Raw genomic sequence first — 20,435 nt, 5'->3', positions numbered from 1 at the left:
ACTATATCGGCTTCCTACTATCCACCATAACATCACTGGTCTTACCAGTATGAACAGACGAAACTGCAACCGTTGGTTCGGGAGAGCGCCGTGTCGAAATTCCTCAATTCGCTGTTTGGCCGGGTAGTCGTCGCATTGATCCTCGGGGTCGCGCTAGGCGCGTTCTTCCCGCATTTCGCCGAGTCGCTCAGGCCGCTCGGCGATGGTTTCCTGAAGCTCATCAAGATGGTCATCGGCCCGATCGTGTTCTGCGTCGTGGTCAGCGGGATGGCCAATGCGGGCGACCTGAAGAAGGTCGGCCGGGTCGGCCTGAAGGCCGTCGTCTACTTCGAGATCATGACCACGCTCGCGCTCGGCATCGGGCTCGTGCTCGCGTGGCTCACGCGCCCCGGCGTCGGCATGAACATCGACCTGCATTCGCTCGACGCGGCGTCGCTCGCGACGTACGCGAAGAATGCCGAGGGCCTGAAGGACACGGCCGGCTACCTGATGAAGATCATCCCCGACACCGCGATCGACGCGTTCGCGAAGGGCGACATCCTGCAGATCCTCGTGTTCGCCGTGCTGTTCGGCTCGGCGCTGTCGCTGCTCGGCGACAAGGCGAAGCGCGTCAACTCGCTGATCGAGGAGCTGTCGCACGTGTTCTTCCGCGTGATCGGCTTCATCATCAAGCTCGCGCCGCTCGGCGTGCTCGGCGCGATCGCGTTCACGACCGGCAAATACGGCGTCGCGTCGCTCAAGCAGCTCGGCTATCTGGTCGCGGTGTTCTACCTGAGCTGCATCGTGTTCGTCACGGTCGTGCTCGGCGCGGTGATGCGGCTCGCCGGCTTCTCGGTGTTCAAGCTGATCCGCTACCTGCGCGAGGAGCTGTCGATCGTGCTTGGCACGGCGTCGTCGGACGCGGTGCTGCCGCAGGTGATGCGCAAGCTCGAATACATGGGCGTGAAGGATTCGACCGTCGGCCTCGTGATCCCGACCGGCTACTCGTTCAACCTCGACGGCTTCTCGATCTACCTGACGCTCGCCGTGCTGTTCATCGCGCAGGCCACCAACACGCCGCTGTCGACGCATGACCTGATCGTCGTGCTGCTGGTGTCGCTCGTCACGTCGAAGGGCGCGCACGGGATTCCCGGCTCGGCGATCGTGATCCTCGCGGCGACGCTGTCGGCGATTCCGGCGATTCCCGTCCTCGGCCTCGTGCTGATCCTGCCGGTCGACTGGTTCGTCGGCATCGCCCGCGCGCTGACCAACCTGATCGGCAACTGCGTCGCGACCGTCGTCGTCGCGGTGTGGGAGAACGACATCGACCGGGCGCGTGCGACGCGTGTGCTCAATCGCGAGCTGCGCTACGTGCCGGCCGACGAGGAGGAGGCGGGCGCGCCGGTCGCAGGCGACCAGGCGCACGCGATCTGAGCGCGCGGTTCGATCCTCATTCGCAACATTGCGCCGGCGCCTCGACGCGCCGGCGTCACAGTCAATATTCCGGAGACGACATGGCAGCCCCCATCCTCGACCCGAACGCGCCGGCCTTCACGCGGCGCTTCATGAACCTCGCCGATCCGCGCGTCGGCGCCAAGGCGCTCTACGCGAGCGACGAGTTCTTCGCGCCGAAGGAGCGCATGCTGAACCCCGAGCCGGCGGTGTTCATCCCCGGCAAGTACGACGACCACGGCAAGTGGATGGACGGCTGGGAGACGCGCCGCAAGCGCACCACCGGCCACGATTTCTGCGTGCTGCGGCTCGCGCGCCCGGGGGTGATCCACGGCGTCGACCTCGATACCAGCCACTTCACTGGCAACTTCCCGCCGGCCGCGTCGATCGACGCGTGCATCGCCGACGGCGAGACGCCGCCCGACAACGCGGAATGGCGCACGATCGTGCCCGCGACCACGCTGCAGGGCAACAGCCACCACTATGTCGACGTGACCGATCCGCTGCCGTACACGCACCTGCGCGTGAACCTGTATCCGGACGGCGGGCTCGCGCGGCTGCGCGTGTACGGCCAGCCGCAGCGCGACTGGAGCCGGGCGCCGGCGGGCGAGCTGGTCGATCTCGCGGCGCTCGAGAACGGCGGCTGCCTGGTCGCCGCGAACAACCAGCACTTCGGCGCGGCGTCGCAGATGCTGATGCCGGGGCGCGGCGTGAACATGGGCGACGGCTGGGAAACCCGCCGCCGCCGCGAGCCGGGCAACGACTGGGCGATCGTCGCGCTCGCGCGGCCCGGCGTGATCCGCCGCGTCGAGGTCGACACCGCGTTCTTCAAGGGCAACTTCCCGGATCGCTGCTCGCTGCAGGCCGCGTATGTCGCGGGCGGCACCGACGATTCGCTGGTCACGCAGGCGATGTTCTGGCCCGAACTGCTCGGCGAGCAGAAGCTGTCGATGGATCACGTCCACACGTTCGACCAGCTTGCGGCGCTCGGCCCGGTGTCGCACGTGCGCTTCAACATCTTCCCGGACGGCGGCGTGTCGCGCCTGCGTCTGTGGGGCGAACCGGCCTGACGCGGGAGGCGGACATGACCCAGCTTCGCACCTTGCGCGTCGAGCGCCTGACCCGCGACGCGTTCGCGCCGTTCGGCGACGTGATCGCGCTCGAGGGCGCCCGGCATTTCCCGATCAACGGCGGCACGACCGAGCGCTTCCACGACCTCGCGACGATCGACGTGTGCGAGGACGGCGGGCGCCCGCTCGTCAGCGTGTTCCGCGCGCAGCCGCGCACGCTGCCGGTCGCGATCACGATGATGGAGCGCCATCCGCACGGCAGCCAGGCGTTCGTGCCGCTCGCGGCGGTGTCGCGCTACGCGATCGTCGTCGCGCCGGCCGGCGAGTTCCGGCCGGACGCGATGCGCGCGTTCCTGGCCGACGGCTGGCAGGGCGTGAACTACGCGAAGGGCGTCTGGCACCATCCGCTGCTCGCGCTGGATGCGGTGAGCGATTTCGTCGTCGTCGACCGCGGCGGCACGCAGCCGAACTGCGATGAAATCCCGCTCGACGGCACCTGGCGGCTCGAACTCGAGCCGGCCTGCGCGAGCGTGGCCTGACGCGCGGCCGCGCGCCGGGCGGCGCCCCGAAACACGACGGCCCGGCCGGCGAGATGCCGGTCGGGCCGTTTTGCGTGCGCGTGCGCGCGAATCAGTGCTTGCGGTGCGGGCAGTTTTCGGTCGTGCAGTTGCCGTACAGCGCGAGCGAGTGTTCCTGGAGCCTGAAGCCGCGCTCCTTCGCGATCGACTGCTGGCGGCTCTCGATCTCCGCGTCGAAGAATTCCTCGACCCGGCCGCAGTCGAGGCAGACGAGGTGGTCGTGGTGCGAACCTTCGTTCAGCTCGAACACGGCCTTGCCGGATTCGAAGTTGCTGCGCGTGAGCAGGCCGGCCTGCTCGAACTGCGTCAGCACCCGGTAAACCGTCGCGAGCCCGATGTCGAGCTGCTCGTTGAGCAGGTTGCGGTAGACGTCTTCGGCCGTCAGGTGGCGGACCGGGCTCTGCTGGAAGATCTCGAGAATCTTGAGGCGCGGTAGGGTGGCCTTCAGCCCGATATTTTTGAGATCCGTCGGATTGGTCATGGCTAGGCATCCCTAGAGTACAATGCAGGGCTTCAATGTTACCGGCTTTTCGCCGTTCCAGATACACGCGCGGCCTGCGACGCGGGCCAGCACGGTGAGGGAAATGATTCCAACATCTCTTTTGCACTTTCAGAGGAGCCGCATGCGGAGTGCCATCATCGCTGCCGTCGCCGTTGCCGCGCTGGCTGGTTGTTCGTCGTACGACAGCGTGACGCAGCGCATCGCGCAGAGCATCACGCCCTACCGGATCACGGTCGTGCAAGGCAACTTCGTGTCGCAGGAGAAGGCCTCGCAGCTGCAGGTCGGCATGACCCGCGACCAGGTTCGCGCGCTGCTCGGCACGCCGCTGCTGTCGGACATGTTCCACGCCGATCGCTGGGATTACCTGTTCTACTTCAAGCGCGGCTCGACGGCCGTCGTCCAGCAGCGCGACCTCGTGCTGACGTTCTCGGGCGACCGCCTCTCGAGCTGGACGGGCGCCGACAACCTGCCGTCCGAACTCGACCTGCTGGCCGACATCGACGGCGACAAGCGCGGCAAGAAGGCGAAGCCGGCGGCAACCGCTGCCGCCGCGAGCAGCGCGAGCGCCGTGCCGGCGACGAGCGCACCGGCCGCTGCCGCGGTGCCGGAAGCGGCGATCGTCGACCAGGACGCGAACGCGCAGGCCGCGCGCGCGGCCAACCGCGCGACCAGCCAGGTGTCGGGGCAGGGCACGACCGCGCGCCGTTTCACGCCGTCCGCGCAGGCGTCGAGCGGTGCACCGGTGCCGGGCGGGCAGCCGCCGGGCGCGAACCCGGCGATCCAGCCGCAGTTCCAGTTCCATCGCCCGCCGCAGCCGAACGTGCCGAACGAGGCCGCGCCGCCGGTCGGCCCGCAGGGCTCGGACACGCTGCGGAACCAGCCGATCACCGCGCCGGCGCAGTAAGCGCGGCGCGCGAAACGGGGCGGCATGCGCCGCCCGTTCTTGACCCTTTCGTGTAGAAAGCCATGAAGATTGCGATTGCCGGGGCGTCGGGCCGTATGGGCCGGATGCTGATCGAAGCCGTTCTCAACGATTCCGACGCGCAGCTCGTCGGCGCGCTCGACCGCGCCGGCTCGCCGTTTCTCGGCCAGGACGCGGGCGCGTTCCTCGGCAAGCAAACCGGCGTCACGCTGACCGACGATCTTGACGCCGTGTTCGCGCAGGCCGACTACCTGATCGATTTCACGCGCCCGGAAGGCACGATCGCCCACGTCGAGGCCGCGCTGCGCCACGACGTGAAGCTCGTGATCGGCACGACCGGCTTCACCGACGAGCAGAAGGCCACGCTGCACGCGGCCGCCGCGAAGATCGGCATCGTGTTCTCGGCGAACATGAGCGTCGGCGTGAACGTCACGCTGAAGCTGCTCGAATTCGCCGCGAAGCACTTCTCGCACGGCTACGACATCGAGATCATCGAGGCCCATCACCGCCACAAGGTCGATGCGCCGTCGGGCACCGCGCTGATGATGGGCGAAGCGGTCGCCGGCGCGCTCGGGCGTTCGCTCGACGACTGCGCGGTCTACGGCCGCCACGGCGTGACGGGCGAGCGCGATCCGTCGACCATCGGCTTCTCGGCGATCCGCGGCGGCGACATCGTCGGCGACCACACCGTGCTGTTCGCGGGCGTCGGCGAGCGCATCGAGATCACCCACAAGTCGTCGAGCCGCGTGTCGTATGCACAGGGCGCGCTGCGCGCGGTGCGCTTCCTGTCGGAGCGCGGCGCCGGCCTGTTCGAGATGCAGGACGTGCTCGGCCTGCGCTGACGCGCGCCGGAAACTCCGATGGCGACTCCCACCGGCGTTCTCCATTACCTCGAAAGCGGCGATGCGCTCACGCACGCCGTCGCCTATGTCCTGCTGGCGATGTCCGTCGCCAGCTGGTGTTTCCTCGTCATGAAAGCCTGGCTGCTGGTCCGCGCGAAGCGGCAGGGGCCGCGCGCGCTCGCCGCGTTCTGGCGCGCGCCGTCGCTCGACGCGGGCATCGCGGCGCTCGCGGGCGCCGATCGCGAGCGCGTGTTCGTGCCGCTCGCGGAAGCCGCGCGCGACGCGGCCGACGACCACGATCCGGCCGCGCTGGCCGCGCGCGTCGAACGCAGCGAGCGGGTGCTGCGCGCGCTGCGCCATGCGATGCTGCGCTCGCAGCGGCGGCTCGAGTTCGGCCAGGTGCTGCTCGCGTCGATCGGCAGCACCGCGCCGTTCGTCGGGCTGCTCGGCACCGTCTGGGGCATCTATCACGCGCTCGGCAGCATCGCCGCGAGCGGCCAGGCGCAGATCGAGAGCGTCGCGGGGCCGGTCGGCGAGGCGCTGATCATGACCGCGTTCGGGCTCGTGGTCGCGATTCCGGCCGTGCTCGCGTACAACATCCTCGGGCGGCTCGTGCGCCAGCTCGCCGAGGAACTCGACGGCTTCGCGCGCGACCTGCACGTGTTCGTGTGCGCGAGCGGCGGCTGACGCGCGTTCGGAAGGAGCGACCATGGCATTCGGCGGGCTGGAGCACCACAAGACGTCCGCGCCGATGGCGGAGATCAACATGACGCCGCTGATCGACGTGATGCTCGTGCTGCTCGTCATCTTCATCATCACCGCGCCGCTGATGACGCACGCGATCCGGCTCGACCTGCCGAAGGTCGCGGCCCAGGCCGCGCGCGACACGCCGCGGAGCATCACGCTGTCGATCGACGATGCGGGCAGGCTCTACTGGGACAATGCGCCGGTCGCGCTCGACGTGCTGCCGGCGCGCTTCCGGGCCGCCGCGGCAGGCGGCGAGCCGCCCGAGCTGCGGCTGCGCGCGTCCCGTGGGACGCGCTACGACGTGATCGCGCAGGTGATGGGCGCCGCGCAGGCCGCGGGCCTCGCGCGGATCGGTTTCGTGACCGACCTGCCGGCGCAGCCGGCCGGCTCCGCCACGCCCGCGAACCGCTGAGCGGGTCCGCCCGCGAGACGGGCCGTGCGAGCCGGCGCGGACGGTATAATCGACGTTTTTCCCCGTCGGCGGATATTTCCCCGGTCACCCGGCCCTGCGCGGGGTGACCGGGGAAATATCCGGAACACCGCGGGCAGGCCCGCCAGCCGCGAGCCTGCTCCTCCGCCGGGCGAGCACGACTTTCGATCCACTCCCGCGCGCGAGCTGTCGCGGCGCGCCGCTTAAAGCCTAGTCCGAACCACACCATGCACGAGAGATACGTACCCGCCGACGTCGAAGCCGCCGCCCAGCGCGACTGGCGCGCAGCCGATGCTTACAAGACGAAGGAAGACACGCAGAAGCCGAAGTTCTACTGCGTGTCGATGCTGCCTTACCCGTCCGGCAAGCTGCACATGGGTCACGTGCGCAACTACACGATCAACGACGTGATGTACCGCTATCTGCGGATGAACGGCTACAACACGCTGATGCCGATGGGCTGGGACGCGTTCGGGATGCCGGCCGAGAACGCCGCGATGGCGAACGGCGTGCCGCCCGCGAAGTGGACCTACGACAACATCGACTACATGAAGGGCCAGATGCAGTCGATGGGCCTCGCGATCGACTGGTCGCGCGAGATCGCGACCTGCAAGCCCGACTACTACAAGTGGAACCAGTGGCTGTTCCTGAAGATGCTCGAGAAGGGCATCGCGTACAAGAAGACGGGCACCGTGAACTGGGATCCGGTCGACCAGACCGTGCTCGCGAACGAGCAGGTGATCGACGGCCGCGGCTGGCGCTCGGGCGCGCTCGTAGAGAAGCGCGAGATCCCGATGTACTACCTGCGCATCACGCAGTACGCGGATGAGCTGCTGAACGACCTCGACGGCCTCGGCTGGCCCGAGCGCGTGAAGATCATGCAGCAGAACTGGATCGGCAAGAGCTTCGGCGTGAACTTCGGCTTCCCGTACGAACTCGACGGCGAGCAGAAGCTGCTGCGCGTGTTCACGACGCGCGCCGACACGATCATGGGCGTGACGTTCTGCGCGATCGCGGCCGAGCACCCGCTCGCGACGCGTCTCGCGCAGGGCAGGCCGGAACTGCAGGCGTTCATCGACGAATGCAAGCGCGGCGGCGTCGCCGAAGTCGACATGGCGACGATGGAGAAGAAGGGCGTCGCGACCGGCTTCACGGTCAAGCATCCGCTGACGGGCGAGCCGGTCGAGGTGTGGATCGGCAACTACGTGCTGATGAGCTATGGCGAAGGCGCGGTGATGGGCGTGCCGGCGCACGACGAGCGCGACTTCGCGTTCGCGAAGAAATACGACCTGCCGATCAAGCAGGTGATCGCGGCCGAAGGCCAGGCGTACTCGCTCGACGCATGGCAGGAGTGGTACGGCGACAAGGACGTCGCGACCTGCATCAACAGCGGCAAGTACGACGGCCTCGCATACGGCGCGGCGGTCGACGCGATCGCGGCCGACCTGAAGGCCGGCGGCTTCGGCGACAAGCAGGTCACGTGGCGCCTGCGCGACTGGGGCGTGTCGCGCCAGCGCTACTGGGGCACGCCGATCCCGATCATCCACTGCCCGTCGTGCGGCGACGTGCCGGTGCCGGAGCAGGACCTGCCGGTCGTGCTGCCGGAAGACCTCGTGCCGGACGGCTCGGGCAACCCGCTCGCGAAGTCGGAAGCATTCCTGAACTGCGCGTGCCCGAAGTGCGGCGCGGCCGCGAAGCGCGAAACCGACACGATGGACACCTTCGTCGATTCGTCGTGGTACTTCTCGCGCTACACGGCGCCGGACGCCGAGACCATGGTCGACGCGCGCACCGATTACTGGATGCCGATGGACCAGTACATCGGCGGCATCGAGCACGCGATCCTGCACCTGCTGTACTCGCGCTTCTGGACCAAGGTGATGCGCGATCTCGGCCTCGTGAAATTCGGCGAGCCGGCGAAGAACCTGCTGACGCAGGGCATGGTGCTGAACGAGACGTTCTACCGCGAGGACGCATCGGGCAAGAAGACCTGGTACAACCCGGCCGACGTGACCGTCGCGTTCGACGACAAGGGCCGCCCGGTCGGCGCGACGCTGAACGCCGACGGCCAGCCGGTCGTGCTCGGCGGCATCGAGAAGATGTCGAAGTCGAAGAACAACGGCGTCGATCCGCAGGTGCTGATCGACCAGTACGGCGCGGACACCGCGCGCCTGTTCACGATGTTCGCCGCGCCGCCCGAGCAGCAGCTCGAGTGGTCGGGCGCGGGCGTCGAGGGCGCGAGCCGCTTCCTGCGCCGCGTGTGGAGCTTCGGCGCCGCGAACCGCGCGGCGCTCGCGGAGCGCGCGGCGTTCGACGCGGCCGCGCTCGGCGATGCCGACAAGGCGCTGCGCCGCGAGATCTACAGCGTGCTGAAGCAGGCCGATTTCGACTACCAGCGCCTGCAGTACAACACGGTCGTGTCGGCCGCGATGAAGATGCTGAACGCGATCGACGGCGCGAAGGGCGCGACGCCCGCCGTGCTGCGCGAAACGTACGGCGTGCTGCTGCGCGTGCTGTACCCGGTCGTGCCGCACGTCACGTTCGAGCTGTGGAAGGCGCTCGGCTACGCGGACGAATTCGGCCCGCTGCTCGACGCGCCGTGGCCGAAAGTCGACGAGGCGGCGCTCGAGCAGGCCGAGATCGAGCTCGTGCTGCAGATCAACGGCAAGGTGCGCGGCGCGCTGAAGGTCGCGAAGGACGCGAGCCGCGACGCGATCGAAGCCGCGGCGCTGGCCGACGAGATGTTCGCGAAGTTCGGCGAGGGCAAGCCGGCGAAGAAGATCGTCGTCGTGCCGGGCCGTCTCGTGAACATCGTCGTCTGACGGCCGCGCGCCTCACGGACGCACACAGAAGGAGCGAAGGTGATCCGCAGATCGTTTTTGATGCTCGTCGGCAGCGCGGTCGCGCTGTCGGCATGCGGTTTCCAGTTGCGTGGCCAGCAGGACTACGCGTTCAAGCACCTGCTGATCGTCGGCGCGCCGCCGTTCGTGGCGGCGCGGCTCACGCGCCTCGTCGAGGCCGGCAGCGACACGAAGGTCGTCAAGTTGGCGGACGACGCGGACGCGGTGCTGCGCATGTCGGAATCGCGCGGCCAGGGCACGCTGACGCTCAACAAGTACGGCTCGGTCGCAGAGTACGCGCTCAATTATTCGATGAGCTATACGCTGACGAACAAGGACGGCACCGTGCTGATCCCGCCGAGCGTGATCGCGCTGAACCGCGCGATGACGTATAGCGATCAGTTCACGAACGCGAAGGCGCAGGAAGCCGAAATCATCTACGCCGACATGCAGCGGGACGCGGTCGACCAGCTGATGCGGCGTCTCGCGATCGTGCATTCGCTGAATCCGGCGCCGGAAGACGTGGTGCCGGGCGTTGCGCCGCGCGCGCCGCTGCCGCCGCCGCCGCTGTAAACCGCGGGCGACGAACCGATGCAACTGCGACTTGACGCGCTGGAGCCGCACCTCGCGAAGGGGCTGGCCGGACTCTACACCGTATTCGGCGACGAGCCGCTGCTCGCGCAGGAGGCGTGCGACCGGATCCGCGCCGCCGCGCGCGCGGCCGGCTTCACCGAACGGTCGGTGCATACGGTCGAGCGCGGCTTCGACTGGAGCGTGCTGCTCGGTGCGACGCAGGCGATGTCGCTGTTCGGCGAGCGCCAGCTGATCGAGCTGCGGATTCCGTCCGGCAAGCCGGGCAAGGAAGGCGCCGACGCGCTGAAGGCGCTCGCCGCGACGCCCAACCCGGACGCGCTGATGCTCGTCACGCTGCCGCGTCTCGATGCGGCGACGCAGAAGTCCGCGTGGTTCACGGCGCTCGTGAACGGCGGCGTCGCGCTGAAGATCGATCCGGTCGATCGCGCGCAACTGCCGAACTGGATCGGCCAGCGGCTCTCGATGCAGGGCCAGCGCATCGCCGCCGGCGAGGATGGCCGGCGCGCGCTGCAGTTCATCGCGGAGCGCGTCGAGGGCAACCTGCTCGCCGCGCACCAGGAGATCCAGAAGCTCGGCCTGCTGTATCCGCAGGGCGCGCTGACGTTCGAGCAGGTGCACGACGCGGTGCTGAATGTCGCGCGCTACGACGTTTTCAAGCTGAACGAAGCGATGCTCGCCGGCGACGCCGCGCGGCTCTCGCGGATGATCGACGGCCTGAAGGGCGAGGGCGAGGCGATCGTGCTCGTGATGTGGGCGGTCGTCGAGGAATTGCGCACGCTGCTGCGGATCAAGCGCGGCGTGACGGCCGGCAAGCCGCTCGCGACGCTGCTGCGCGAGAACCGCGTCTGGGGCCCGCGCGAGCGGCTGATCGGCCCCGCGCTCGGCCGCGTGTCGGAGGCCGTGCTCGAGAAGGCGCTCGCGTTCGCCGCGCGGCTCGACCGCCAGGTCAAGGGGCTGTCCGCGGTGACGCCGGGCCGGCGCACGCAGGACGAGCCGCCGCCCGATCCGTGGGACGGCTTGTTCCAGCTCGCGATGACCGTCGCGGGCGCGCAGGGCGCGCAAGGTGAGCGACCGCCGACCGCGGGTCGCGTGCGGCGCTAGGCCGCGGGCCTCGGCGCACCGTCCGCAACCCGCTTACAATGCTTCGATAGGCCGACGCGGCGGCGCTGCCGCCGCGTCGCGCATGCTCCGACGAATTCATGCCGCGTTCAGCGGCTCGCCTTTCGAGTCACACGATGGATATCGATCAATACATGACGGACCTGGGCCGCCGCGCCCGGCAGGCTTCCCGCGCGATGGCGCGCGCGAGCACGGCGGCGAAGAACGCGGCGCTCGATGCGGTCGCCCGTGCGATCGAGCGCGATGCGCAGGCGCTGAAGGACGCCAACGCGCGCGACGTCGCGCGTGCCCGCGAAAAAGGGCTGGATGCGGCGTTCATCGATCGCCTGACGCTGTCGGACAAGGCGCTGAAGACGATGGTCGAAGGCCTGCGCCAGGTCGCGTCGCTCGCCGATCCGATCGGCGAGATCGGCAATCTCAAGTTCCGTCCGAGCGGCATCCAGGTCGGCCAGATGCGCGTGCCGCTCGGCGTGATCGGCATCATCTACGAATCGCGCCCGAACGTGACGATCGACGCGGCGGCGCTGTGCCTGAAGTCCGGCAACGCGACGATCCTGCGCGGCGGCTCCGAGGCGCTCGAATCCAATACCGCGCTCGCGAAGCTGATCGGCGAGGGGCTCGCCGCGGCGGGCCTGCCGCAGGACGCGGTGCAGGTCGTCGAGACCGCCGATCGCGCGGCGGTCGGCAAGCTGATCACGATGACCGAATACGTCGACGTGATCGTGCCGCGCGGCGGCAAGAGCCTGATCGAGCGCCTGATCAACGAGGCCCGCGTGCCGATGATCAAGCATCTCGACGGCATCTGCCACGTGTACGTCGACGATCGCGCGGATCTCGACAAGGCGCTCACCGTCTGCGACAACGCGAAGACGCACCGCTACGGCACCTGCAATACGATGGAAACGCTGCTCGTCGCGCGCGGCATCGCGGCCACGGTGCTGCCGCCGCTCGGCAAGCTGTATCGCGACAAGCAGGTCGAGCTGCGCGTCGACGCCGCCGCGCGCGCGATGCTCGCCGATGCGGGCGTCGGCCCGCTCGTCGAGGCGACCGAGGAAGACTGGCACACCGAGTACCTTGCGCCGGTGCTCGCGATCAAGGTGGTCGACGGCCTCGACGCCGCGATCGAGCACATCAACCATTACGGCTCGCATCACACCGACGCGATCGTCACCGAGGATCACGACCGTGCGATGCGCTTCCTGCGCGAAGTCGATTCGGCGAGCGTGATGGTCAACGCGTCGACGCGCTTCGCGGACGGCTTCGAGTTCGGCCTCGGCGCGGAGATCGGCATCTCGAACGACAAGCTGCATGCGCGCGGCCCGGTCGGCCTCGAGGGGCTGACGTCGCTGAAGTACGTCGTGCTCGGGCACGGCGAAGGGCGTCAGTAACGCGAGGCGCGCAACCGATGACAATGCTCTGGATCAAGACCTTCCATATCGTTCTGATCGCATCGTGGTTCGCGGGGCTGTTCTACCTGCCGCGCATCTACGTGAACCTCGCGATGGAAACCGATCCGGCCGCGGTGCGCCGGCTGCTCGTGATGGCGCGCAAGCTGTTCCGCTTCATGACGTTCATCGCGGTGCCGGCGCTCGCGTGCGGGCTGTGGCTGTGGCTCGCGGTCGGCATCGGCCAGGGGCAGGGCTGGGTGCATGCGAAGCTCACGGTCGTGCTGCTGCTGATCGTCTATCACGCGTATTGCGGCCACCTGCTGAAGGTGTTCGAGCGCGGCGAGAATCGCCGCACCGACAAGTGGTATCGCGTGTTCAACGAACTGCCGGTGTTCGGCATGCTCGCGGCGGTCGCGCTCGCGGTCATCAAGCCGTTCTGATCCGCCCGCCCGCGTGACATGCGAAACGGCGCCCCTCGGGGCGCCGTTTGTCGTTGTGCGTCCGCGCGATGCGCGCGGGCGGCTATTCCTTCGCGTGCGCGTCGATCCGGCGGCGCGTGATCGCTTCCTTCGCGCGGCCGACCCGTTCCATCAGCGCGGGGCCGCGCGACAGCGCGACGCCGACGGCGAGGATATCGCCGATCGCGAGATGCGACATGCGCGACGTCATCGGCGAGAACACGTCGGTTTCCTCGGCGACGTTCGACGCGAGGCTCACCGTGGCGAGCTTCGCGAGCGGCGAATGGCTCTGCGTAATCGCGACGACCTTCGCGCCGCAAGCGAGCGCGGCCCGCGCGGCCTCGACGATGTCGCGCGTGCGGCCGGTATTCGAGATCGCGACGACGACGTCGTGCGGCCCGAGCAGCGCCGACGACATCGAGAACGTGTGCGGGTCGGAATACGCGACGCTCGGCACGCCGAGCCGGAAGAACTTGTGCTGGATGTCCTGCGCGGCGATGCCCGAGCCGCCCGCCCCGTAGAACTCGATCCGCGACGCGTTCGACAACAGCGTGATCGCGTCGGCGACGCTGCCCGCCGACAGGCTGTTGCGGACTTCGATCAGCGCGCCGATCGTGCGGTCGAACACCTTGCCGATGATGCCGGGCGCGGGCTCGTCGGGCTCGACGTCGCGGTAGACCGACGACACGCCCGGCGCGACGCTCTGCGCGAGCCGGATCTTGAATTCGCGAAAGCCGCTGCAGCCGAGCGCCTGGCAGAAGCGCGCGATCGTCGGCTGGCTGACGCCGGCGCGCGCCGACAGCTCGGTCATCGCGAGATCGAGCACCTCGCGCGGCGCGGCGAGGATGTAGTCGGCGAGCTTGCGCTCGGACGGGCGCAGTTCCGGGCGGATGGCTTCGATGCGGGGCAGCATGGGGCAGCTAACGTGAATCGGGTTCGGATGGGCGAGTGTATCGCAATCGCATTGTAGAAAATCTACACAAAATTGCTAGCCGAAGTTGGGTTTGCGGCAGGCGCGAAGGATAGGGGGAAACCTAGGGTAAATACCAATATTTGTAGGAATTAATGGGCTATTTTGTGAATTCCAGCCGAGAATCCGCATTGCGGGCGTGTAGTTTTTCTACTAGACTGCCTGCGTTCAGTCGATGCTTTCGACCGTCCCCACGATTCCAACCGCCGGTGTCGGCCGGCATACAGGAGCGCCCAGCATGACCTCGCTGCATCCCACCCTGGCGAACGTCACCGCACGCGTGATCGCGCGCAGCCAGTCGACCCGTTCCGCTTACCTGAAGCGCATCGACGGCGCGCAGGGCAAGTTCCCGGCGCGCGGCGCGCTGTCGTGCGCGAACCTCGCGCACGGTTTCGCGGGCCTCGAAGGCCACGACAAGTTCGAAATCAAGGCGATCAAGCAACCGAACATCGGCATCGTGTCCTCGTACAACGAGATGCTGTCCGCGCACGCGCCGTACAAGGATTTCCCGGACATCATCAAGGCGGCCGCGCGCGAGAACGGCGGCGTCGCGCAGTTCGCGGGCGGCGTGCCGGCGATGTGCGACGGCGTCACGCAGGGCAACCCGGGCATGGAGCTGTCGCTGTTCTCGCGCGAGGCGATCGCGATGGGCACCGCGATCGCGCTCACGCACAACATGTTCGACGCGGCGCTGTGCCTCGGCATCTGCGACAAGATCGTGCCGGGCCTGTTGATCGGCGCGCTGCAGTTCGGCCATCTGCCGACGATCTTCGTGCCGGCCGGCCCGATGACGAGCGGCCTGTCCAACGACGACAAGGCGAAGATCCGCCAGCAGTTCGCGACCGGCCAGGTCGGCCGCGACGCGCTGCTCGAGGCCGAATCGGCCGCGTATCACGGCCACGGCACCTGCACGTTCTACGGCACCGCGAACAGCAACCAGATGCTGATGGAGCTGATGGGCCTGCACCTGCCGGGCTCGGCGTTCGTCCATCCACACACGCCGCTGCGCACCGCGCTGACGGCCGAGGCCGCGCGCCGCGTGCTCGACCTGACCGTCGAGCGCGGCCACTACACGCCGATCGGCCACGTGATCGACGAGAAGGCGATCGTCAACGGCATCGTCGCGCTGCTCGCGACCGGCGGCTCGACCAACCATACGCTGCACCTCGTCGCGATCGCGCGCGCGGCCGGCATCCTGATCGACTGGGACGACTTCGACGAGCTGTCCGCGGCGGTGCCGCTGCTCGCGAAGATCTATCCGAACGGCAAGGCCGACGTGAACCATTTCCACGCGGCGGGCGGCATCGCGTTCCTGGTGCGCAACCTGCTCGAAGGCGGGCTGCTGCACGAGGACGTGACGACGGTCGCGGGCCGTGGCCTGTCGCACTACACGAAGGAGCCGAAGCTGATCGACGGCAAGCTCACGTGGGTCGACGGCGCGGCCGAGAGCCACGACACGAAGGTGCTGCGCGCGATCGGCGAGCCGTTCCAGGCGGACGGCGGGCTGCGCCTGATGCAGGGCCGGCTCGGCCGCGGCGTGATCAAGATCTCGGCGGTCGCGCCGGAGCACCGCAAGGTGAGCGCGCCTGCGATCGTGTTCGATTCGCAGGAAGCCGTGCAGGAAGCCTTCGATCGCGGCGAGCTGAAGCGCGATTTCGTCGCGGTGGTGCGCTTCCAGGGCGCGCGCGCGAACGGGATGCCGGAGCTGCACCGTTTGACGCCGCTGCTCGGCGTGCTGCAGGATCAGGGCTTCCATGTCGCGCTCGTCACCGACGGGCGCATGTCCGGCGCGTCGGGCAAGGTGCCGGCGGTGATCCACGTGTCGCCGGAGGCGCTGTTGAACGGCCCGCTCGGCAAGGTGCAGACGGGCGACACGATCGTGATCGACGCCGAGGCCGGCGTGCTCGACATCGCGGTCGACGACGCCGAATGGCAGGCGCGCCCGGTCGCGCAGCCGCTGCACCAGGCGGACAACGAAGTGGGCTTCGGCCGCGAACTGTTCGGCGTGTTCCGCGCGGCAGCCGCGCCGGCGGAGCACGGCGCGTCGGTGTTCGGGGCGCTGGTCGGCGAAGCAGCCGAGCGCGTCAGCGCGTAATTTCAGGATTCAAGGAGAGGTATCGATGAAGACGATTGGCGAAATCGTGAAGCTGGGCCCGGTGATTCCGGTGCTCGCATTCGACTCGGTCGAGCAGGGCGAGCATGTGTCGCGTGCGCTGCACGCCGGCGGCGTGAAGGTGCTCGAGATCACGCTGCGCACCGCGGCGGGGCTGGAAGCGATCGAGCGCGCGAGCCAGCTCGCGGACGACATCGTCGTCGGCGTCGGCACGATCACGAAGCCCGAGCACTGCGCGCAGGCGAAGAAGGCGGGTGCGCAGTTCGGCGTGTCGCCGGGCCTGACGAAGGACCTGCACCTCGCGTCGCTCGACGCGGGCCTGCCGCTGCTGCCGGGCGTGATGACGCCCAGCGACATCATCCAGGCGCTCGAATTCGGCTACGAGATCGTCAAGTTCTTCCCGGCCCAGCAGGCCGGCGGCGTACCGATGCTGCAGGCGTTCCACGGCCCGTTCCCGAACCTGAAGTTCTGCCCGACGGGCGGCATCACGGTCGACACCGCGCCGAATTTCCTGAAGCTGCCGAACGTCGTGTGCGTCGGCGGCTCGTGGCTGACGCCGAAGGCGGCGCTCGCCGCGCAGGACTGGGCGGAAGTCACGCGCCTCGCGCAAGCGGCGAGTCAGCTGCACCGTTGAACTTGTACGAAATGGCAAGATCACCCTTGGTCGACGAGCGCTTAGTGCTTGTTTTACCAAGGGTTTTTGCTGATGGAACCGGTTCTATCGCTCGACCGTAAAGATAAGTAAAATTCAGCGTCCTGACGGTGGGGGTCTGCCCGCTGTTTCGGAGACCTGCATACCCGGGCATACTCGCAACGATCCGCCCGGTTCGAATAAATCCCAAGGAGGAGTCCACATGGGGGCTGTCCAAGGCAGCATGCTGCTCATCTACACCGTGATCGCGATCGTGGCGCTGATCGTGATGATCGCGCGGTTCAAGATCTATCCGTTCCTGGTGCTCATCATCGTGTCGCTCGGCCTCGGCCTGGTGGTCGGGATGCCGATGGACAAGATCGTCAAGTCGTTCGAGACGGGCAACGGCAATACGCTCGGCCACATTGCGGTCGTCGTCGGCCTGGGCACGATGCTCGGCAAGATGATGGCCGAATCGGGCGGCGCCGAGCGGATCGCGACCACGCTGATCGACTGGTTCGGTGAAAAGAACATCCACTGGGCGATGATGTTCGTCGCGATCATCGTCGGCCTGCCGGTGTTCTTCGAAGTCGGCTTCGTGCTGCTGATCCCGATCGCGTTCAACGTCGCGAAGCGCACCGGCAAGTCGCTGCTCGTCGTCGGCCTGCCGATGGTGGCCGGCCTGTCGGTCGTGCACGGGCTGATCCCGCCGCACCCGGCCGCGCTGCTCGCGGTCCAGCAGTACGGCGCCGATATCGGCAAGACGATCGCCTTCGGCCTGATCGTCGGCGTGCCGACCGCGATCGTCGCGGGCCCGCTGTTCGCGCTGACGATCTCGAAGTTCGTGAAGCTGCCGGAGAACAACCCGCTCGCCGCGCAGTTCGTCGAGTCGCACACCGAAGGCAAGAAGCGCGAGCTGCCGGGCTTCGGCATCACGCTGTTCACGATCCTGCTGCCGGTGATCCTGATGCTGGTGGGCAGCTGGGCCGACCTGATCTTCACGCCGAAGTCGCTGCCGAACAACCTGCTGCGCTTTGCCGGCAACTCGGACGTCGCGCTGCTGATCGCGGTGCTGGTGAGCTTCTTCACGTTCGGCAAGCTGCAGGGCTTCAACCGCGACCAGATCCAGAAGTTCTGCGGCGAGTGCCTGGCGCCGATCGCCGGGATCACGCTGATCGTCGGCGCGGGCGGCGGCTTTGGGGGTATCCTGCGTGACAGCGGGATCTCGCAGCAGATCGTCGCGACCGCGACGCAGGCGCACCTGTCGCCGCTGCTGCTCGGCTGGTTCGTCGCGGCGCTGATTCGTCTGGCCACGGGCTCGGCGACGGTTGCGATGACGACCGCCTGCGGCATCGTCGCGCCGATCGCGGCGGCGTCGGGCGCGGCGGTCAAGCCGGAGCTGCTGGTGCTGGCGACGGGGTCGGGCTCGCTGATCTTCTCGCACGTCAACGACGGCGGCTTCTGGCTGATCAAGGAATATTTCGGGATGACGGTCGGCCAGACGTTCAAGACCTGGACGCTGCTCGAAACGATCATCTCGGTGCTCGGCCTGACCTTTACGCTGGTGCTGAGCGCGGTTCTGTAACAAGGGGTAGTCAATGATTCTGATCGCAATGGGCGTGTCGGGCGCGGGCAAGTCGCGAATCGGCGAAATGCTGGCGGAACGCCTGTCGTGCAGCTATACCGATGGCGACGCGTTTCACAGCGCCGCCAACAAGGAGAAGATGCACCAGGGCATTCCGCTGACCGACGACGACCGCTGGCCGTGGCTGCAGACGATCCGTGCCGCCATCGAGGACAAGCAGCGTGCGGGCGAGACGGCCGTCTTCACCTGCTCGTCGCTGAAGCGTTCGTACCGCGACGTGCTGCGCGGCAACGACGCCGACGTGCGGTTCGTGTACCTGAAGGGCTCGTTCGACGTGTTGCACGAGCGCCTGAAGAGCCGCACCGGCCATTTCTTCGATCCGTCGCTGCTGCAGAGCCAGCTCGACACGCTCGAGGAGCCGGGCCCGGACGAAGCGATCGAGGTCAGCATCGAGCTGACGCCGGAACAGATCGTCGATCAGGTGTTGCAGAAGATCGGCAGCGCGCAGCAGCACTGAGCGCGGTTCGCGGCAATCAACTGGCCAGCGCTGCAACAAGATATTTATCGATTGCGCGCCCGAGGGCTGAGTCCTGTACACAGGTCTCGGCCCTTTTCATTTGAACTTGAGGTGACGTCGGCGCGGCTGCTCGAACGGCCGGGGGTTCGTGCGGGAAGGCTTGCTGCGTGAACGCTGGATCGTGGGGTGGTTGCAGATGCGGGAGAGGATCCTGCCAGCGGCACGCTAGCTGGAGTGGAATCAGTTTTTGTCGCGGGGCACCTTTTTGAATTTCCCGCCAGTTACCCAACCTTCGCCAGGTTCACACTTGACCTTGGTGTACATGTCGACCTTGCCCGCCATGTCCATTCCGGGCGTGCAGCTATCCAACGGTTGAAGGAAAAAAATGATCTTTCCATCAACGCCGTCGTAAACGGGAATACGATCTTCCGAAATCCAAGTTTCGCCGGGGTGTGCCGAGCAGCCGAGCATCAAAGTCGATAATAACGAAACGACGCTATTTCTTCGGATAAACATGCCTGGCAATGAGTCGTCGTGAGTGTTTTAATCCTATCATAAGGTCGGCCGGGGAAATGGTATCCACGAACGTCCAGCGAGGGTCATACGCCTGTATCCCCGCCTCTTCCAATATTTCAGCGATATTCGAGGAGCAGTTATTTTCGAACAATGAATAGGGTTGATTGGCGGACATTCGCTTGTTAATCCCGGTGAGGATTTTCTGCCTTTCCGTGGCAGTTACCTTTAACACATAGCCCCACGAGTCTCGCTGCATGCCGACCTGCTGGCGATACAGGTAGTGCTCCTTCGTGTCGGTATCCCAGCCTGATGGGGCACGACCATATTCTCGGCCATCTACAACAATCGCAGTATGACCGAACTGCGATCCTCTGGACACCAACCGGGAGTCGCTGATGATCACCTCGATAGTTTCGCGGCTTGAATTTACAAAAAGTGCTTTTGCATTGGAGTTCGTCGCCGGTGTGGTTGACGTTATCGCAGCCTTGATTAGCAGCTTGCCGGATCTTGAGAGGACTGTGTCCATTTTTTAAATATAAATGTGTACGGCCTCGGATTCCGCTGTCGACGAAAGCAAGTGTGTGTGACCGCTGCGATCCGTGACACCGTGTTCGATCGTGCCGTTGGCACGCAGAACCGCATACTCGATGTTTGCTAGCGGCAAGCCCGTGATGTCATCAAGAAGCTTGAATTGGTCGTCGAAGCATACTGATCCGCTCGAGGCGTGCAGCGGATTTGTGCCAGCACGCAAGCTGGCTTGTGCCGAATCGTGACGATCAAATGTCATGGATCCAGTGTTCTGCGAGGCAATCAATCGAGGAGGTGGGGTGCATTTACAGAGGCAAATGTCGTTGTCGAGCGCAATTTGTTTACCCTTAATCAACATCGTGCGATACGGTGGAGTATTTGTGATTCGACCTGTCGATGTGCAGGTATGGCAATAAATTTCCGCCCCTTCGTAAGCAACTGCTTTTCCGCGATACTTAAATGACCCTTCTCCTTGAATGACAGTGCCTCCGGCTGTTGTTTTGTCACCAACTCGAACGAAATATCGTCTCATGAAATCCCCCGCGAAATGTGGTTGATAGTTTGCCACGGGATTTATCAAGATGCCGTCGATTGCTAAGGCAATGTTAGTGAGTGTAAATGTGGATCGATTGCCGGTTGGGCTATCGATCCGGC

21 protein-coding genes are annotated in these 20,435 nt (G+C 66.7%); 16 read left to right on the top strand and 5 right to left on the bottom strand.

Features of this window, described 5'->3' with window-relative positions; translation table 11 throughout:
• The first annotated feature begins 90 nt into the window (after positions 1–90).
• The 3 genes from ABFO07_RS16480 (at position 91) to ABFO07_RS16470 (ending at position 3,040) form a co-directional block, all read left to right on the top strand.
• Complete coding sequence (locus ABFO07_RS16480; RefSeq protein WP_059564531.1) at positions 91–1,413, top strand: C4-dicarboxylate transporter DctA; 1,323 nt, start codon at positions 91–93, stop codon at positions 1,411–1,413.
• 80 nt (positions 1,414–1,493) lie between these two features.
• Positions 1,494–2,501, top strand: a complete 1,008-nt coding sequence (gene alc / locus ABFO07_RS16475; protein WP_059564530.1) for an allantoicase — start codon at positions 1,494–1,496, stop codon at positions 2,499–2,501.
• Between the two features lie 14 nt (positions 2,502–2,515).
• Complete coding sequence (locus ABFO07_RS16470; RefSeq protein ID WP_059564605.1) at positions 2,516–3,040, top strand: ureidoglycolate lyase; 525 nt, start codon at positions 2,516–2,518, stop codon at positions 3,038–3,040.
• A 91-nt stretch (positions 3,041–3,131) separates the two neighbouring features.
• Here the strand turns inward: ABFO07_RS16470 and fur are convergent, their stop codons facing one another.
• Complete coding sequence (fur, locus tag ABFO07_RS16465) at positions 3,132–3,560, bottom strand: ferric iron uptake transcriptional regulator (RefSeq protein WP_017333432.1); 429 nt, start codon at positions 3,558–3,560, stop codon at positions 3,132–3,134.
• A gap of 142 nt (positions 3,561–3,702) precedes the next feature.
• On the opposite strand from fur, the gene ABFO07_RS16460 reads away from it, so the two are divergent.
• The 9 genes from ABFO07_RS16460 (at position 3,703) to ABFO07_RS16420 (ending at position 12,903) form a co-directional block, all read left to right on the top strand.
• The gene (locus ABFO07_RS16460; RefSeq protein WP_059564529.1) at positions 3,703–4,485 is read left to right on the top strand and encodes an outer membrane protein assembly factor BamE; all 783 of its coding nucleotides are present in this window, start codon (positions 3,703–3,705) and stop codon (positions 4,483–4,485) included.
• 62 nt (positions 4,486–4,547) lie between these two features.
• Positions 4,548–5,345, top strand: coding sequence for a 4-hydroxy-tetrahydrodipicolinate reductase (gene dapB / locus ABFO07_RS16455; protein ID WP_059809288.1), 798 nt, complete (start codon positions 4,548–4,550; stop codon positions 5,343–5,345).
• 18 nt (positions 5,346–5,363) lie between these two features.
• Positions 5,364–6,032: a MotA/TolQ/ExbB proton channel family protein gene (locus tag ABFO07_RS16450; protein ID WP_059908894.1), complete on the top strand. Its 669-nt coding sequence runs from the start codon at positions 5,364–5,366 to the stop codon at positions 6,030–6,032.
• A gap of 22 nt (positions 6,033–6,054) precedes the next feature.
• The gene (locus tag ABFO07_RS16445; RefSeq protein ID WP_060027040.1) at positions 6,055–6,504 is read left to right on the top strand and encodes an ExbD/TolR family protein; all 450 of its coding nucleotides are present in this window, start codon (positions 6,055–6,057) and stop codon (positions 6,502–6,504) included.
• Positions 6,505–6,749: 245 nt separating this feature from the next.
• A complete protein-coding gene (gene leuS, locus ABFO07_RS16440) occupies positions 6,750–9,344 on the top strand; it encodes a leucine--tRNA ligase (protein ID WP_347467952.1) in 2,595 nt (864 codons plus the stop codon).
• Positions 9,345–9,383: 39 nt separating this feature from the next.
• Entirely contained in the window at positions 9,384–9,935 is a 552-nt protein-coding gene (gene lptE / locus ABFO07_RS16435; protein ID WP_059996460.1) for an LPS assembly lipoprotein LptE, read from the top strand.
• An 18-nt stretch (positions 9,936–9,953) separates the two neighbouring features.
• Entirely contained in the window at positions 9,954–11,057 is a 1,104-nt protein-coding gene (gene holA / locus ABFO07_RS16430; RefSeq protein ID WP_059809293.1) for a DNA polymerase III subunit delta, read from the top strand.
• 134 nt (positions 11,058–11,191) lie between these two features.
• Complete coding sequence (locus ABFO07_RS16425) at positions 11,192–12,463, top strand: glutamate-5-semialdehyde dehydrogenase (protein ID WP_347467950.1); 1,272 nt, start codon at positions 11,192–11,194, stop codon at positions 12,461–12,463.
• A 17-nt stretch (positions 12,464–12,480) separates the two neighbouring features.
• Positions 12,481–12,903, top strand: a complete 423-nt coding sequence (locus ABFO07_RS16420; RefSeq protein ID WP_155631841.1) for a CopD family protein — start codon at positions 12,481–12,483, stop codon at positions 12,901–12,903.
• Between the two features lie 82 nt (positions 12,904–12,985).
• On the opposite strand, the gene ABFO07_RS16415 is transcribed toward ABFO07_RS16420, so the two are convergent.
• Complete coding sequence (locus tag ABFO07_RS16415) at positions 12,986–13,834, bottom strand: MurR/RpiR family transcriptional regulator (RefSeq protein WP_059809302.1); 849 nt, start codon at positions 13,832–13,834, stop codon at positions 12,986–12,988.
• A gap of 295 nt (positions 13,835–14,129) precedes the next feature.
• Between ABFO07_RS16415 and edd the strand changes: the two genes are divergently transcribed.
• From edd to ABFO07_RS16395, 4 genes are all read left to right on the top strand, one after another.
• The gene (edd, locus tag ABFO07_RS16410; RefSeq protein ID WP_347467947.1) at positions 14,130–15,986 is read left to right on the top strand and encodes a phosphogluconate dehydratase; all 1,857 of its coding nucleotides are present in this window, start codon (positions 14,130–14,132) and stop codon (positions 15,984–15,986) included.
• Between the two features lie 25 nt (positions 15,987–16,011).
• A complete protein-coding gene (gene eda / locus ABFO07_RS16405) occupies positions 16,012–16,638 on the top strand; it encodes a bifunctional 4-hydroxy-2-oxoglutarate aldolase/2-dehydro-3-deoxy-phosphogluconate aldolase (RefSeq protein WP_059564518.1) in 627 nt (208 codons plus the stop codon).
• A gap of 220 nt (positions 16,639–16,858) precedes the next feature.
• Entirely contained in the window at positions 16,859–18,220 is a 1,362-nt protein-coding gene (locus ABFO07_RS16400) for a gluconate:H+ symporter (RefSeq protein WP_059564517.1), read from the top strand.
• A gap of 13 nt (positions 18,221–18,233) precedes the next feature.
• On the top strand, positions 18,234–18,737 hold the full coding sequence (locus ABFO07_RS16395) for a gluconokinase (protein ID WP_059962055.1): 504 nt from the start codon (positions 18,234–18,236) through the stop codon (positions 18,735–18,737).
• A 240-nt stretch (positions 18,738–18,977) separates the two neighbouring features.
• Here ABFO07_RS16395 and ABFO07_RS16390 read toward each other — a convergent pair whose 3' ends face one another.
• The 3 genes from ABFO07_RS16390 to ABFO07_RS16380 are packed head-to-tail and all read right to left on the bottom strand — an operon-like array spanning position 18,978 to position 20,349.
• Positions 18,978–19,253 (bottom strand): hypothetical protein, encoded by a 276-nt coding sequence (locus ABFO07_RS16390; protein ID WP_347467944.1) that lies wholly within the window; start codon positions 19,251–19,253, stop codon positions 18,978–18,980.
• On the bottom strand, positions 19,234–19,779 hold the full coding sequence (locus ABFO07_RS16385) for a DUF4105 domain-containing protein (RefSeq protein WP_347467942.1): 546 nt from the start codon (positions 19,777–19,779) through the stop codon (positions 19,234–19,236). Before ABFO07_RS16385 ends, ABFO07_RS16390 begins: the two co-directional genes overlap by 20 nt.
• Positions 19,780–19,782: 3 nt before the next feature.
• Complete coding sequence (locus ABFO07_RS16380; RefSeq protein ID WP_155713684.1) at positions 19,783–20,349, bottom strand: PAAR domain-containing protein; 567 nt, start codon at positions 20,347–20,349, stop codon at positions 19,783–19,785.
• Between the last annotated feature and the right edge of the window lie 86 nt (positions 20,350–20,435).

Origin of the sequence: Burkholderia stagnalis (assembly GCF_039848545.1) — a bacterium.
GTDB classification, from domain to species: domain Bacteria; phylum Pseudomonadota; class Gammaproteobacteria; order Burkholderiales; family Burkholderiaceae; genus Burkholderia; species Burkholderia stagnalis.
This window is presented reverse-complemented; position numbering and strand designations above follow the sequence as displayed.